The sequence below is a fragment of the Pseudomonas sp. P135 genome, from assembly GCF_020312125.1.
GTDB lineage: Bacteria > Pseudomonadota > Gammaproteobacteria > Pseudomonadales > Pseudomonadaceae > Aquipseudomonas > Aquipseudomonas fragariae.
This window is the reverse complement of record NZ_JAGPYR010000002.1, coordinates 86,824-101,571: the sequence shown is the minus strand read 5'-3', so window position 1 is coordinate 101,571 and position 14,748 is coordinate 86,824. Positions and strand designations below refer to the sequence as shown.

Sequence of the window (14,748 nt, the reverse complement as noted above, 5' to 3'; positions counted from 1 at the left end):
GACACGTGCGTGGCGATGTCGTGACAGCGGCCCTGTATTACTGAGGGCTTGCCGGAGTATGACGGTCGTTATGGCCCAGATCGCGGGCCGGGTCGATCTGGTCACGCAGCCGTTGCTTGAGCACTTTGGCTTCGGGAAAGCCGCCGTCGGCCTTGCGCTCCCAGAGTTGTACGCCGTCGCAGGTAATGCGGAACACGCCGCCGGTGCCTGGCTGCAGCGAGACTTTACCCAGATCGTCACTGAAGGTGCTCAGCAGTTCCTGGGCCAGCCAGGCAGCGCGCAACAGCCACTGGCATTGAATGCAATAGGTGATGATGACTTCAGGCTTTTCGGCAGGCATGGGCGTCCCTCTTCGGAAATTCAGACGACCATGATACGCAGCGTGCGCCGAATCAACGAGCGTTGGCGAAGCGGCGCAATGCGCTGAGGGTCACGTCCTGTTCTGGCGCTTGCGGTGCGCTATCGACAGCCGCGTGCACCTTGACGCCCAGCAAGCCCAGCAAGCGGCTGCGAATCAGCTGAAACCCGGCCTGCCCGCTGTCGCGCTGGCGCGGCAGGTCGACGCGGATGTCGTCGGCAATCCTGCCGTCGGCCAGCACGTTGACCCGGTCAGCGAGCAGGATCGCCTCATCGACATCGTGCGTCACCAGCAGCACCGCCGGGGTGTGTTTGCGCCACAGGTCGATGATCAACTGATGCATGCGAATGCGCGTCAACGCATCGAGTGCGGCAAAAGGCTCGTCGAGCAGCAACAGTTTTGGCTCACGGACTAGCCCTCGCGCCAGCGCCACACGCTGCGCTTCGCCGCCGGACAAGGTGGCAGGAAAGGCATTCAGCCGATGCGCCAGGCCAACCTCGGTCAACGCCGCTTCGGCCCGAGCCTTGGCATCGTTGATACGCAAGCCGAGAACCACGTTCTTCCAGGCGCTTTTCCACGGCATCAGGCGCGGTTCCTGAAACACCGCCGCACGTGCCACCGGCACACGCAGTTCGCCGCTGTCGATCTCGTCCAGCCCGGCCAGGGTGCGCAGCAAGGTGGTCTTGCCGGAGCCACTGGCGCCGAGCAAGGCGACAAATTCACCTGGAGCAATGTCCAGATTCAGCCCGTCGATGACCCGTTGCCGGCCAAACTGACGCACCACGTTGCGCAGTTGTACAGGCGCCTGCCCCGCCTCGGGAGACACGGATGGAGTGTTGCGCAGATCAGGAGTCGCCATGTGTTCAATGCCTCACGAAGGTCGGTCGCCAGGCCAGCGCATAGCGCTCCAGCGTGCGAATGATGGCGTCGATCACCAGGCCAAGGACGCTGTAGATCAACAGGCAGATAACGATCACATCAGTGCGCATGAAGTCCCGTGCATCACTGGCCAGATAACCGATGCCAGCGGTGGTGTTGATTTGCTCGACAAAGACCAGGGCCAGCCACGAAATACCCAGTGAATAGCGCAGCCCGACAAAAAACGCAGGCAGCGAACCGGGCAGGATGACGTGCCAGATCAGTTCGCGGCGGCTCAAGCCGAGCGTATTGGCAGCCTCGATCAGTTTCGGGTCGATATTGCGGATGCCGGAAAACAGGTTCAGGTACACCGGAAAGGTGGTGCCCATGACGATCAGCGCCACTTTGGTGAACTCGCCAATGCCGAACCAGAGGATGAACAGTGGCACCAATGCCAGCGAGGGAATGGTGCGCAACCTCTGCATGGGCGAGTCGAGAACGATTTCGCCGCGCCGGGAAATCCCGGTCACCAGCGCAGCGACCACGCCGATGCTGACGCCAATGCTCAAGCCCAACAGCGCCCGTTGCAACGAAACCCACAAGTGGTGGGCCAGTTCGCCCGAGACGATCATCGACCAGAGCGTACCGCCGATCTGCGACGGCGCGGCAATCACGCGAACGGGCAGCAGGCCGGTTTGTGAAGCCAGTTCCCAGAGCAGCAACAGCACCAGCGGGCTGAGCAGACGCAAGACAAAACCCGGCACTTGCCAGCGCGGGCGACCCGATTGCGAGACGCGCCCCTGTTCGGGTTTGTTCACCACCAGAAAACCGGGTTCTGCGGGGTTGAGCGTTGTGTCAGACATGGGTACATCCTTCCTGGACAAACCGGGCAGGACGCACCCGATGCATTATGAAGGCCATATTATGAGCATAAGAACGCTGCGTGAAATTCGATTTAGACCTAAGCTAATAGTTAAAATATTTGATCACATTACGATACCATAATGCATATTTTTTATAATTAACTTAGACCGAAATCGAATTTCACAGCGTCTGCCCCTTGCCTTTATGGTGCCTCTCGACAAGGTCGAACGGACCTCAACCATTGGCAGGAGTTTTCATGAGCATCGAATTCATTGGCTATATCGCCACGCAACCCGGTTCTGAAATTCACCCGCGCAGCGGCGCGACCATCCAGCCCGACTACGTGAAGACCGTCGCCAAGGCTCATGAAGATGCCGGTTTTGATCGTGCACTGATCGCCTACCACTCCAACAGCCCGGACAGCACGCTGGTCGCAGCGCATGCCGCCAGCGTCACCACCAAGCTGAAGTTTCTGGTCGCCCATCGCCCTGGCTTCATCGCCCCTACTGTAGCGGCACGCCAGTTCGCGACGCTGGACGTGTTCAATGGCGGGCGCACCGCCGTGCATATCATCACCGGTGGTGACGACAAGGAACTGCGCGCCGACGGCAGCCACATCGGCAAGGACGAACGCTACGCACGCAGCGACGAGTACCTCAGCGTAGTGCGTCAGGAATGGACCAGCGACAAGCCGTTCGATCATAACGGCACCTACTACCAGCTCGAGGGTGCGCATTCACTGGTCAAATCCCCACAGCAGACACATATCCCTCTGTACTTCGGTGGTTCCTCGGCGGCGGCGATTGCTGTGGCGGGTAAACACGCCGATGTTTATGCATTGTGGGGCGAGACATACGAACAGGTGCGTGACGTGGTGAAGCAGGTTCGCGCCGAAGCCGCCAGACATGGGCGGACCATTCGTTTCAGCCTGTCACTGCGCCCGATTCTGGCCGAGACCGAGGAACAGGCCTGGGCACGTGCCGACAGTATTCTGGAAAAGGCCAAGGCCTTGGCAGACCGCAACGGCTTCGTACGTCGCGAACCACCGAATGAAGGATCACGCCGCCTGCTCGCCGCCGCTGCACAAGGATCGCGCCTGGACAAGCGCCTGTGGACCGGCATCGCCGGCCTGCTCGGCGCACAGGGCAATTCGACCTCGCTGGTCGGTACCCCGGAACAGGTCGCCGAAGCGCTGCTGGATTACTACGATCTGGGGATTACCACTTTCCTGATTCGCGGCTTCGATCCACTGGAAGATGCCATCGACTACGGCAAGAAGCTGATCCCGCTGACCCGCGCATTGGTGGCGCAGCGTGAACAGCAGGCTCGCGAACAGGTCGCCTGATTAAACCCATACCCTGCGGGCCGGTCTGACGCCCAACGCCAGACCGCCTGCCCGCGATGCAGCGTTCAGGCGGCGGCCGAGACCGGCTTGAGCGACCGGGCCACCAGTGCGCCAAAGGCTTCGACCGGCGCTTGCAGGTTACCCAGGAAGCGCGGGTAGAACAGCCACAAGTCCATCACCGGTTTGAAGTCCTTGAGCGGCAACGCCACCAACTGCTCGCGGTGCGCGCTGCGTTCCAGCAGCGGACGGGGCACCAGGCCAAGCCCCATGCCGTCGGCCACCAGCCCGAGTTGCAGCTCGGTGCCGAAAGTTTCCAGATTGACCTTCATGCTCAAGCCCTGATCGGTCAGCGTGCGCTGCAAGCCTGCACGAAAACCGCAGCCGTCCGGATTAAGCACCCAGCCCTGCTCATAACAGTCCGCCAGCTTGCCGGGCTTTTTCGGAGCCAGCCCCCTGGCGCAGACCACCACCAGCTCCATCTTGCCAATCGACTGACCGATGATGTTGTCCGGAAATATCTTGCCCGCCGGAAACAGCGCAGCCGCCGCATCCAGCTCGCCGTTTTCGATCTTGCCGATCAGATGGCTGCCCCAACCGGTGCTGACCTGCGCACGCAGATCGGGAAATTCCCCACGCAACTGCTTGAGCGCATCGAGCAGCACTACGTCACCGATGGTTTGCGGCACACCCAGACGCAACAGACCGCTGGGCGGCGTGTCACTGGCCACCAGCTCGCGCAACGAATCCATCTCGCGCAGGATCGCCAGGCACTTCTGGTACACCTGAAGCCCCATCGGAGTCGGCTTGAGCGGCTTGGTATTGCGGTCGAACAGCTCGACTCCGAGGGCTTGCTCGAAATTCTGCACCCGCCGCGTGATGGCTGGCTGGGTCAGATCCAACGATTCAGCAGCGTGGCTGATCGACTGGCAGCGGATGACTGCAACGAACGCATCGATATCATCAATTTTCATTCGGACCGCACATAAAAAAGAGATTAAACATAGGCAAAAAGCATAGTACCAGCCGGCGCTCATTAATAGCCCGAGCGTAGATTTCGCGGATTACGACAAAGAAGTAAAAGACGTTTTTGTTATAACCTAATCATTAAAAAATAGCATATTAAATATCCATATTATGCTTATATCGAACCATTCCCCGACTTTGATCTGGAAATGGACATGACTCAGAACCGACACCCGGAACGACTCGGGGCGTTTATCGATGCCCTCACCGAACTGCTTGGCAGCGAGCCGCACGAAGGCGATCTGTTGCGTCGCGGCGGCAAGCTGCTGGCGCAGCTGGTCAGCCACGATGACTGGCTGGCAGAAGAATTCACCGTACCCGACGCCAACCGCTATCAGCAATTTCTGCTGCATGCCGATCCGCAGCAGCGCTTTTCGGTGGTCAGTTTCGTCTGGGGGCCGGGGCAGCGCACGCCGATTCACGACCACCGCGTCTGGGGGCTGATCGGCATGCTGCGCGGCGCGGAAGACGCCCAAGGCTACCGTCGCAACGCGCAAGGGCGCCTGGAAACCAGCGGCCCGGCGATTCGCCTGCAACCCGGGCAGGTCGAGGCGCTGTCACCGCACAGCAACGATGTCCATCAGGTCAGCAACGCCTTCAGCGATCAGGTGTCGATCAGCATCCACGTTTACGGCGCCGATATCGGCACTGTGAAGCGTGCGGTCTATGACCTCGACGGCAGCGAAAAACTGTTCATCTCCGGCTATTCGAACGCCGCCACTGCCCATCAGGATCAGCCAACAGGGAGCCCGACCCCATGACCACACCTGCCACCCGATCATTCGCCGACATTCGCCAGGCCTTGCTGGACCGTCAGGAGCTGGCCCTGGTAGACGTCCGCGAAGAGGCACCCTTTGCCCAGGCTCATCCGCTGTTTGCCGTGAACATCCCGTTGTCGAAGCTGGAGCTGGAGGTTTTCTCCCGCATCCCGCGACGCGACACGGCCGTGACGCTGTACGACGATGGCGAAGGCTTGGCCCAGATCGCCCTGCAACGCCTGCAGACACTGGGCTACAGCGACGTGAAACTGCTCGACGGCGGCCTGCAGGGCTGGCGCGCGGCTGGCGGCGAGCTGTTCATCGACGTGAATGTGCCGAGCAAGGCGTTTGGCGAGCTGGTGGAGCATCACCGCGCCACCCCGTCGCTGGCCGCAGAAGAGGTCAAGCGCCTGCTCGACAGCAATGCCGACGTGGTGGTGCTCGATGCCCGGCGCTATGACGAATACCAGACCATGAGCATTCCCGGCGGCATCAGCGTGCCGGGTGCCGAACTGGTGCTGCGGGCACGTGAGCTGGCACCGGATCCCACTACTCGAATCATCGTCAATTGTGCCGGTCGCACGCGAAGCATCATCGGCACCCAGTCGCTGGTCAACGCGGGTCTGCCCAACCCGATCAACGCACTGCGCAACGGCACCATTGGCTGGCTGCTGGCCGGCCAAACGCTGGACCATGGCCAGAACCGGCGTTTTGCGGCAGTCAGTGAAGAGACCCGCGAAACCGCCAGTGCCGATGCCCGCAAGGTGGCCGATCGCGCCAGCGTCAAACGTGCCAGCCGTGCCGATCTGCAACGCTGGCAAGCCGAGGCTTCACGCACCACTTACCTGTTCGATGTACGCACCCCGGAAGAGTTTGCCAAAGGCCACCTGCCCGGCGCGCGCTCTACACCGGGCGGGCAACTGGTGCAGGAAACCGATCATTTCGCCAGCGTACGCGGTGCGCGAATCGCTCTGCTGGACGACGACGGCGTACGCGCCAACATGTCGGCCTCCTGGCTGGCACAGTTGGGCTGGGACGTGGCGGTGATTGATGACCTGGATGCGGCCGACTTCAGCGAACAGGGCGACTGGGACGCGCCCTTCCCGACGCCGCCGCAGGTAGAGGCGATCAGCGTCGAGACCCTCGCCCAGTGGCAGACACAGGTAAACGTGGCGGTGCTGGATTTCACCGCCAGCGCCAACTATGTCAAACAGCATATTCCCGGCGCCTGGTGGACCTTGCGTGCCGACCTGAAACAGGCGCTGCACAAGCTGCCGGCTGCTGACCGCTATGTCTTGACCTGCGGCAGCAGCCGTCTGGCGCGCTTCGCCGTGGCCGACCTCGAAGCGTTGACCGACAAGCCGGTGTTCCTGCTCGAAGGCGGCACCGCCAGCTGGATCAAGGCAGGTCTGCCGCTGGAGCACGGCGAAAGCCGACTGGCCTCGCCACGCATCGATCGCTACCGCCGCCCGTACGAAGGCACCGACGCACCGCGCGAGGCCATGCAGGCGTATCTGGACTGGGAATTTGGCCTCGTAGAACAGCTGGGACGTGACGGGACACATGGGTTTTACGTGATTTGATGCCGTTGAGTACACCGCGCAGCGCATTGGCACAAGCGCCAAGTGGGAGCGAGCTTGCTCGCGAAGAGGGCGCTACATTCAGTGCATTTTCTGCGTCTGGAACAGGGTCTTCGCGAGCAAGCTCGCTCCCACAAGGCTGCGTCCGACTCTAAAGGTGAGGCGTATTGGCACAAGCGTCAAAGGCTCATCAGGACTATTCATCACCCTATTGGAGACACACTTAAATGCTGCCTTTTTTCAAATCCCCCCTGCCCTTCAAAAGCCTGTTGCTGGGCGCGCTGTTGAGCGTCATGGCAGGTCAGCAGGTTCTGGCCGCTGAGCTGGCACCGTTGCTGGTGGCCAACCAGAAGTCACTGCTCAAAGTGCTGTTGCAGGTCTCCGGCGAACTCAAGGGTGTGCCGTACGAAATCAAGTTCTCCGAGTTCCCTTCGGCCGCGCCTTTGGGTGAAGCGCTGAATGCCGAGGCAGTGGATATCGGTGCGCTGGGTGATGCACCTTATGTGTTTGCCCTCGGCGCAGGTGCACCGTTGAAAGTGGTCAGCATCACCCACGCCCAAGGCCGATTCACCACCGCCGTGCTGGTGGCGAAAGATTCGCCGATCCAGACCGTGGCCGACCTCAAAGGCAAGCGCATCGTCACCGGGCGTGGCTCCATCGGCCACTATCTGGCGATTCGCGCGCTGCACCAGGCGGGGCTCAAGACCAGCGATGTGACCTTCATCTACCTGTTGCCCAGCGAATCACGGCTGGTGCTGGCCAATGGCGACGCCGATGCCTGGGCAACCTGGGACCCCTACACCACGATCTCCATCAGCCAGAACGATGCGCGCGTATTGGTCAGTGGTAACGAACTGCTGAGCAACCACCTGTACCTCGCCGCAACCAGCAAGGCCATTGACAGCAAACGCGTGCAACTGGAGGACTTCGTGGCCAGGGTCGAGCGCGCCTTCGACTGGACCAACAATCATCCAGAGGAGTATGCCGCTGCGCAGGCCAAAGTCACCGGCCTGCCAGTAGACGTGCATCTGGCCGTGGCGAAGGCCACAAAGATGCAGCGTACGCCGATTGATGACCCGATTATTCAGGGCCTGCAAGAAACCGCCAACACCTACCTGGCGGAAGGCATCGTCAGCAAGCCCATCGACGTCTCGACCGGCTTCGATAAAAGCTTCAACACATCGCGTGCCCGGATTGCCCAGGCCAACGCTCACTAACCCTCGGATATCCGCTGCGAAAAGGACCCCGCATGAAACTTTCACCGCTTCGTCAGCACCGTGAGCTGTCCGAATCAGCAGCAGATTTCGCCACCCGGCTGGAAGGGATTACCGCAACGCTGGCCGAAACCGCAGAGCACTACGATGCCAGCGGAGCATTCCCCCACGCCAACTTTGCCTTGCTGCACAGCCATGGCCTGCTGGGCTTTACCGTGCCCGCCGAACTGGGCGGCGGCGGTGCCGATCTGGCGCGAGCGCAACAGGTCGTCAGCGCAGTGGCCAGGGGCGAACCGTCGACAGCGCTGATTCTGGTGATGCAGTACCTGCAGCATTCGCGCCTGCAAGAGAACAGCCAATGGCCGACTGATCTGCGCATTCGCGTGGCCGAAGAGGCGGTTCGCGACGGCGCGCTGATCAACGCCCTGCGCGTGGAGCCGGACCTGGGCACACCCGCACGCGGCGGCCTGCCGGGCACCATCGCCTGCCGTACCGCCGAGGGCTGGCGGATCAGCGGCAGCAAAATCTACTCCACCGGCAGCCATGGCCTGACCTGGTTTGCCGTGTGGGCGCGCAGCGATGACGACGACCCGTTGGTCGGCAGCTGGCTGGTGCACAAGGACACGCCCGGCATCACGATCATCGAGGACTGGGACCATCTGGGCATGCGCGCCACCAGCAGCCACGAAGTCAGATTCGACAATGTGCTGGTGCCGCTCGATCACGCCGTCAGCGTCAGCCCGTGGAGCGCTCCGCAATCCGAACTGGATGGATCGGGCCTGCTGTGGATGGCGGTGCTGCTGTCGTCGGTCTACGACGGCATCGCTCAATCCGCCCGCGACTGGCTGGTGCACTGGCTGGAACAGCGCACGCCCTCCAACCTCGGCGCGTCGCTATCGACCTTGCCGCGCTTTCAGGAAACCGTCGGGCAGATCGATACCCTGCTGTTCGCCAATCGCACCCTGCTGCACTCGGCTGCCCACGGGCACACACCTGCCCAGCACGCCGGGCAGATCAAATACCTGGTGACGGGCAACGCCATCCGCGCGGTGGAGCTGGCCATCGAGGCTTCGGGGAATCCTGGACTGTCACGCAGCAACCCGTTGCAGCGCCACTACCGCAACGTCCTGTGCGGTCGGGTGCATACCCCACAGAACGATGCGGTGCTGGTGAACGTGGGCAAGGCGGCGTTTGCAGCACGCAGCAAAGACCAATAAGACGCGTCAGAGCAGTGACGGCGGCTCGAACGCCGTCACCGGCGGCAGGTCCTGATGCCATTTGACGATGTCCACCGATGCTGTCTGTGCTGAACAGCCCTGCGACAGGCTGGAGGCGCCCACATCTTCGGTGATCACATTCGGGTTGCCGTGTTTTTCCAGGCTGCCCCGTTCGCCATGCACCAGCGGGTCGAACCAGGCACCGGTGGCAATCTGCACTACGCCGGGGCGAATGCCGTCCGACACGATCACCCCGGCCAGAAACGCGCCACGCTCGTTGAACACCTTGACCACATCGCCATCGACCAGCCCGCGTGCGCGAGCATCCAGCGGATTAAGGGTCAGCGGCTCGCGCGCCTGAATTTTCGAGGAGCGACTGTAGCTGCCGTGGTCGTACTGACTGTGCAAACGGGTTTTCGGTTGGTTGGACAACAGGTGCAGCGCGTGTGTCGGCGCAGGCTTTTCCAGCCACACCGGGTGACCGGGACAATCGGCATAGCCAAAGCCTGCGATGCGCTCGGAGAAAATTTCGATGCGTCCGGACGGCGTCGGCAACGGATGCGCGTCAGGGTCATGACGAAAGGATTCGAGCAACACGTTGTCGGTGTGCGGGTAGTCTATTTCCAGTACACCGTCACGCCAGAACTGCTCGAACTCCGGCAGGGTGATGCCAAACGTTTCGGCCCGTTGCCGAGACTCGTCATAGATAAAGCGCAGCCATTCCCCCGCATCCCGACCTTCGGTAAACGCCTGTGCCACCCCCAGCCGTTCGGCCAGCGCAGCCAGAATCGAGTAGTCATCACGCGCCTCTCCCACGGGCTCGATGGCCTGCTGCATGGCGATCATGAAACGGTCGGAGGCCGAACTGCCGATGTCATTGCGCTCCAGGGCCGTGGTGGCCGGAAGCACGATGTCGGCATAGCGTGCCTGGGCGGTCCAGAACTGCTCGTGGACGATGATGGTTTGCGGCCGCTGCCACGCCTCCAGCAGCCGGTTGAGGTCCTGATGGTGGTGAAAGATATTGCCACCCGCCCAGTACACCAGGCGAATGTCCGGGTACCTGCGTGGCTGCCCGTTGTAATCGAAGGGCGTCCCGGGGTTGAGCAACATGTCCGTCACCCGCGCGACCGGAATGAACGCCTTGACCGGGTTGCTGCCCTGGGAAAAGCGCGGCCCCGAGAACGCCTTGCGGCCACTGCCGGTGTTGTTCATGCAGCCATACCCCAGACCGAAACCGGCACCGGGCAAACCGATCTGTCCCAACAGCGCGGCCAGAGTCACGGTCATCCAGAACGGTTGCTCGCCATGTAGCGAACGCTGCAATGAATAGGCGACGTTGATCATGGTGCGCTTGCTGGCCATGCGTCGGGCCAGCTCGACAATCTGCTGTGCAGGAATATCGGTCAGCGCCTCGGCCCAGTGCGGGTCTTTCGGCCGGCCATCGGTGTGGCCCAGTAGGTAATCGCGAAAACGCGCATAGCCCACGGTATAGCGCTGGACGAAATCCTCGTTGTGCAGCCCTTCACTGATCAATACCCAGGACAGCGCCATCATCAACGCCGTGTCGCTGCCGGGACGTACCGCCAGCCACTGGTTATGCGTCGGGCCAACCAGATCGTCACGCAGCGGGCTGACATTGACGAACTGCACGCCCGCGTCGGACATACGCTGTAGCGCGTCGCCCAGCAGATGGTCGCTGGCACCACCGGGGCTGGTCTGCGCATTCTTGGCGGGCAAGCCACCGAACGCGACGAACAGCTCGCAATGCTCGGCCAGGTTTTTCCAGGAGGTATGCGCCGCCAGCAACCAGTCCATGTTGCCGACGATGTGCGGCATCAGCACCCGTCCGGCACCCAGACTGTAGCTGTCGGTGCTGAACACATAACCGCCGATGCAGTTAAGGAAGCGATGCAACTGGCTTTGCGCATGATGAAAACGCCCCGCGCTGCCCCAGCCATAGCTGCCGCCGAAAATAGCCTGATTGCCATGCTCGTGTCGGACTCGCTGCAACTCGCTGGCGACCAGATCCAGCGCGACCTCCCAGGAAACCTCGATGAACGGCTCCTGACCACGCAGATCCGGCCGTCCACCGGCCTGCTGAAGAAAACTGCGGCGTATCGCCGGGCGCCTGATGCGGGTCGGTGAGGTAATGGCCTCGGCAACCGAATCGCCGATCGGAGACGGGTCCTTGTCCCATTCTGCTGGCAGCAGCCCGGTCAGCTTGCCGTCCTCGACCTGTGGACGGTAAGCGCCCCAGTGCAATGATGTGAAACTCATGGTGATGGCTCCCGGATAGCGCAGTGGCAGACGGTCAGCGCACTGCCTGCGCCTGATCGGCCAGCGCGGCACTGAACGACTCGTCAAACACGCTGGCGGCAGGATAACGCTTGGTCAGCCCCGCGTTGTTGAAAAAATCGATGGTCTGCTGCGCACCGGCCACCACTTGCGCAGTGATCGGCACGACCACCACCTGGGCGCGGGAGAACCAGCGGCGTGCTACCTCGGCATCGGCCTTGGTCAGCGCGGCCCACGCGTTGGCATAGCGTTCATTGTGCTGCGGATCGCTGACCGACCAGGCGCGAGCGGCCTGCAGGCGTTGCAGGAAATCGCTGATCTGTGCACGCTTGTCCTTGATCGCCTGATCGTTGGCGACGATGAAGCTTTGCGCCGGAATCAAGCCCTCGGCAGTCGCGATAATCCGCGCGCCCTGCCGTTCCTGTTGAGTGACGTAGGGTTCCCAGGTAGCAATCGCATCCACCGAACCGCCGTCCAGCGCGTGGGAGGAATCCAGTGCGCTGAGGTAGCGATAGTCAACGGCATCGCGGGCGATACCGGCCTTGTCCAGTGCAGTGAGCACCAGTTGCTGGCTGAACGAACCTTTCCAGATGGCGACCTTCTTGCCCGCCAGATCCGCCACGGTCTTGATTGGCGAGTCCTTACGCACAACGATGGCAACGCCGTCGAGGTTCTGTCGCGACACACCGATGACCTTGATCGGAGCCCCCAGCGCGCCCATGAACAGCGCAGGCGAATCACCCAGCAAGCCAATATCCAGGCTGCCGACGTTCAAGGCCTCGGCGACCGGCGAGCCTGCGGTGAACTGCTTCCATTCCAGTTCGTAAGGCAGATCCTTGAGCACCCCGGCGGCTTCCATCACGGTGCGGGCGCTGTAACTCTGATCGCCGACGATCAGATTGGCCGCCTGGGTATTGAGCGAGGCCACAAGGCTCAGCGCCAGCCCCTTCAGCAAGCGTTGGCTCCAGCGGACGAGGGTCGTTGGCACAGGTAGGTTCTCCACAGGCATTGGGCAAATCGAAATGATCGGCAACGACCCTAACACCCGAACAAAAATTAGCTAAATTCATTTTTGTTCTAGCCTAAGATGCAAATTAATCATCAATGAATCGGCCGCCAGCCTGCTTCAAGCTTGCCGATCATTCAGTTCGAGACCTGATTCCAGACGCTCGCGCAGGAACTCGATGAATGCCTGCACCGGTCGCGACGCCTGTCGGTGTTGCGGATAAACCGCGGACAGCGTCAATGGCTCGGGACGCAGGTCATCCAGCACCCGGACCAGGCTGCCCTCGCGCAACGCCGCGCCGACAATGAAAGTCGGCAAATAGGTGATGCCCAGCCCGGCAATGGCTGATTCCCTCAGCAGCTCGCCATTATTGGCGCGCATACGCCCGCTGACATTGAGGGTCAACGGCTTGTCCTGCCCTTGAAAACGCCACTGCGCCTGACGGCTGTGGCCATAGGGCAGGCAATCATGGGTGTGCAGGTCATCGGGCTTTTGTGGTGTGCCACGCTCGGCCAGGTACGCCGGGCTGGCGCAGTACACCCGGTCGATAGAAGCAATGCGCCGGGCGATCAGACTGGAGTCTTCCAGCACCCCGATACGCAGCACCACGTCGTAGCCTTCGCTGATCACATCCACCGGACGATCACTCAGGTCCACTTCCACCGCCACCTCGCGATAGCGCTGCAAAAACAGCGGCAGCAGGCACGCCAGGTGCGTAACGGCAAACGACAGCGGCGCACTCACGCGCAGGGTGCCGCGCGGTTCGTTGTTCTGTCCGGTGATGCCCTGTTCCACCTGCTCAAGCTCGGCGAGCAGACGCAGGGCCGATTCGTAGTAACTCTGCCCCAACGGCGTGACATCCAGACGTCGCGTCGAGCGGTTGAGCAGGCGTACGCCCAGACGCTCCTCCAGTTGCATCAGGCGACGACTGACAAACTGCTTGGACAGGCCCAGCTTGTCGGACGCGGCGGTCAGGCTGCCGGACTCCATTACCTGGCAGAACATGCGCATGTCTTCAAAAGGGTTCATGTGTTGCGACCTGATCAAGCGCTAATGGCGTTCGACAGAGCGTAACGCAGCATTGAACACTGTCAACCTCAGAGAGACAGTCATTCATATTTCAGCTACTTATTGCGACAGTCGATAAGCCGTACTCTTCGTCCTACGTGATCGACTGCTGAATGTGCAGCGTCGATAGATGGAGAAAGAATCATGCTGACTCTTCGCAAAGCCTCCGATCGTGGTGCAGCCGATCATGGCTGGTTGAAATCCTTTCACACCTTTTCCTTTGCCGGCTATCGCAACCCGCAGGAACAGGGCTTTTCCGACCTGCTGGTGATCAACGATGACCGTGTCAGTGCAGGCAAAGGCTTCGGCCAGCATCCTCACCGGGACATGGAGATCTTTTCCTACGTGCTGGAAGGCGCGCTGGAACACAAGGATACGCTGGGCACCGGCTCGGTGATTCGCCCTGGCGACGTGCAGTTGATGAGCGCCGGCACCGGTGTAGCGCACAGCGAGTTCAACCACTCGCACACCGAGGGCGTGCATTTTCTGCAGATCTGGATCGTGCCGAATGTTGCAGGCGCGACGCCCAACTACCAGGAAAAGCATTTCAGCCCCGAGCAGAAACGCGGTCGCTTGCAGTTGATCATTTCGCCGGAAGGCGAGAACGGTGCGCTCAAAGTGCGCCAGGACGCTCGCGTGTATGCCGGCCTGTTCGATGGCGATGAAACCGCCACCCTGGAGCTGGCAGCCAACCGCTATGCCTACGTGCACGTTGCCCGTGGCAGTGTGGTGCTCAATGGCGAGCAACTGGGCGAAGGGGATGGCGTGCGTGTTCGCGACGAACAGATTCTGAGCCTGAGCGCAGGGGTTGACGCAGAGGTGTTGGTGTTCGACATGCGGCCAAATGAATTGCCGCAGATGCCTTGAGCCTGAAACGAAAAAACGCCGCTCTTAATAGAGCGGCGTTCCTTTATATAACGTTAAAAACCCGTGACGTTAAAATATCTGGCTTAAAACGCACAAACAAAAACGCCGCTCTGTTGAGCGGCGTTTTTGTGAATTTGGAGCGGGAAACGAGACTCGAACTCGCGACCCCGACCTTGGCAAGGTCGTGCTCTACCAACTGAGCTATTCCCGCAATATGGCGTCCCCTAGGGGACTCGAACCCCTGTTACCGCCGTGAAAGGGCGGTGTCCTAGGCCACTAGACGAAGGGGACACTG

13 protein-coding genes and 2 tRNA genes are annotated in these 14,748 nt (G+C 61.3%); 6 read left to right on the top strand and 9 right to left on the bottom strand.

Annotation, left to right across the window (positions count from 1 at the left end; translation table 11 throughout):
- Nucleotides 1-37 precede the first annotated feature (37 nt).
- From KBY08_RS02955 to KBY08_RS02945, 3 genes are read right to left on the bottom strand one after another with little or no spacing between them, the layout of a single operon-like run.
- Nucleotides 38-340 (bottom strand): SelT/SelW/SelH family protein, encoded by a 303-nt coding sequence (locus KBY08_RS02955; protein ID WP_011268529.1) that lies wholly within the window; start codon nucleotides 338-340, stop codon nucleotides 38-40.
- A 52-nt stretch (nucleotides 341-392) separates the two neighbouring features.
- Nucleotides 393-1,217, bottom strand: a complete 825-nt coding sequence (locus KBY08_RS02950; RefSeq protein WP_103359394.1) for an ABC transporter ATP-binding protein — start codon at nucleotides 1,215-1,217, stop codon at nucleotides 393-395.
- A 4-nt stretch (nucleotides 1,218-1,221) separates the two neighbouring features.
- Nucleotides 1,222-2,079: an ABC transporter permease gene (locus KBY08_RS02945; RefSeq protein WP_111522431.1), complete on the bottom strand. Its 858-nt coding sequence runs from the start codon at nucleotides 2,077-2,079 to the stop codon at nucleotides 1,222-1,224.
- Between the two features lie 257 nt (nucleotides 2,080-2,336).
- Here KBY08_RS02945 and KBY08_RS02940 point away from each other — a divergent pair, with 257 nt between their 5' ends.
- Complete coding sequence (locus tag KBY08_RS02940) at nucleotides 2,337-3,425, top strand: LLM class flavin-dependent oxidoreductase (protein WP_111522430.1); 1,089 nt, start codon at nucleotides 2,337-2,339, stop codon at nucleotides 3,423-3,425.
- A 65-nt stretch (nucleotides 3,426-3,490) separates the two neighbouring features.
- Here the strand turns inward: KBY08_RS02940 and KBY08_RS02935 are convergent, their stop codons facing one another.
- On the bottom strand, nucleotides 3,491-4,396 hold the full coding sequence (locus KBY08_RS02935) for a LysR family transcriptional regulator (protein ID WP_024640849.1): 906 nt from the start codon (nucleotides 4,394-4,396) through the stop codon (nucleotides 3,491-3,493).
- Nucleotides 4,397-4,603: 207 nt separating this feature from the next.
- On the opposite strand from KBY08_RS02935, the gene KBY08_RS02930 reads away from it, so the two are divergent.
- The 4 genes from KBY08_RS02930 to KBY08_RS02915 all read left to right on the top strand — a co-directional run bounded on the left by KBY08_RS02930 (nucleotide 4,604) and on the right by KBY08_RS02915 (nucleotide 9,217).
- Nucleotides 4,604-5,209 carry a cysteine dioxygenase gene (locus KBY08_RS02930; RefSeq protein ID WP_054091850.1) on the top strand — a complete coding sequence of 202 codons (606 nt, stop codon included), beginning with the start codon at nucleotides 4,604-4,606 and terminating at the stop codon, nucleotides 5,207-5,209.
- Nucleotides 5,206-6,789 carry a rhodanese-related sulfurtransferase gene (locus KBY08_RS02925; protein ID WP_024640851.1) on the top strand — a complete coding sequence of 528 codons (1,584 nt, stop codon included), beginning with the start codon at nucleotides 5,206-5,208 and terminating at the stop codon, nucleotides 6,787-6,789. The genes KBY08_RS02930 and KBY08_RS02925 overlap by 4 nt, the downstream gene beginning before the upstream one ends.
- 224 nt (nucleotides 6,790-7,013) lie before the next feature.
- Nucleotides 7,014-8,003 carry an ABC transporter substrate-binding protein gene (locus KBY08_RS02920; protein ID WP_003404164.1) on the top strand — a complete coding sequence of 330 codons (990 nt, stop codon included), beginning with the start codon at nucleotides 7,014-7,016 and terminating at the stop codon, nucleotides 8,001-8,003.
- 32 nt (nucleotides 8,004-8,035) lie between these two features.
- On the top strand, nucleotides 8,036-9,217 hold the full coding sequence (locus tag KBY08_RS02915) for an acyl-CoA dehydrogenase family protein (RefSeq protein WP_011268537.1): 1,182 nt from the start codon (nucleotides 8,036-8,038) through the stop codon (nucleotides 9,215-9,217).
- Nucleotides 9,218-9,223: 6 nt separating this feature from the next.
- Here the strand turns inward: KBY08_RS02915 and KBY08_RS02910 are convergent, their stop codons facing one another.
- From KBY08_RS02910 to KBY08_RS02900, 3 genes are all read right to left on the bottom strand, one after another.
- Nucleotides 9,224-11,494: a molybdopterin guanine dinucleotide-containing S/N-oxide reductase gene (locus tag KBY08_RS02910; RefSeq protein WP_024660903.1), complete on the bottom strand. Its 2,271-nt coding sequence runs from the start codon at nucleotides 11,492-11,494 to the stop codon at nucleotides 9,224-9,226.
- 34 nt (nucleotides 11,495-11,528) lie between these two features.
- Entirely contained in the window at nucleotides 11,529-12,521 is a 993-nt protein-coding gene (locus KBY08_RS02905) for an ABC transporter substrate-binding protein (RefSeq protein ID WP_172452238.1), read from the bottom strand.
- A 117-nt stretch (nucleotides 12,522-12,638) separates the two neighbouring features.
- A complete protein-coding gene (locus KBY08_RS02900; protein ID WP_024660905.1) occupies nucleotides 12,639-13,547 on the bottom strand; it encodes a LysR family transcriptional regulator in 909 nt (302 codons plus the stop codon).
- 183 nt (nucleotides 13,548-13,730) lie between these two features.
- Between KBY08_RS02900 and KBY08_RS02895 the strand changes: the two genes are divergently transcribed.
- Nucleotides 13,731-14,453, top strand: a complete 723-nt coding sequence (locus KBY08_RS02895; RefSeq protein ID WP_024640857.1) for a pirin family protein — start codon at nucleotides 13,731-13,733, stop codon at nucleotides 14,451-14,453.
- A 135-nt stretch (nucleotides 14,454-14,588) separates the two neighbouring features.
- Here the strand turns inward: KBY08_RS02895 and KBY08_RS02890 are convergent.
- Nucleotides 14,589-14,664 (bottom strand) — tRNA-Gly (locus KBY08_RS02890).
- Nucleotides 14,665-14,668: 4 nt separating this feature from the next.
- Nucleotides 14,669-14,744 (bottom strand) — tRNA-Glu (locus KBY08_RS02885).
- Nucleotides 14,745-14,748 lie beyond the last annotated feature (4 nt).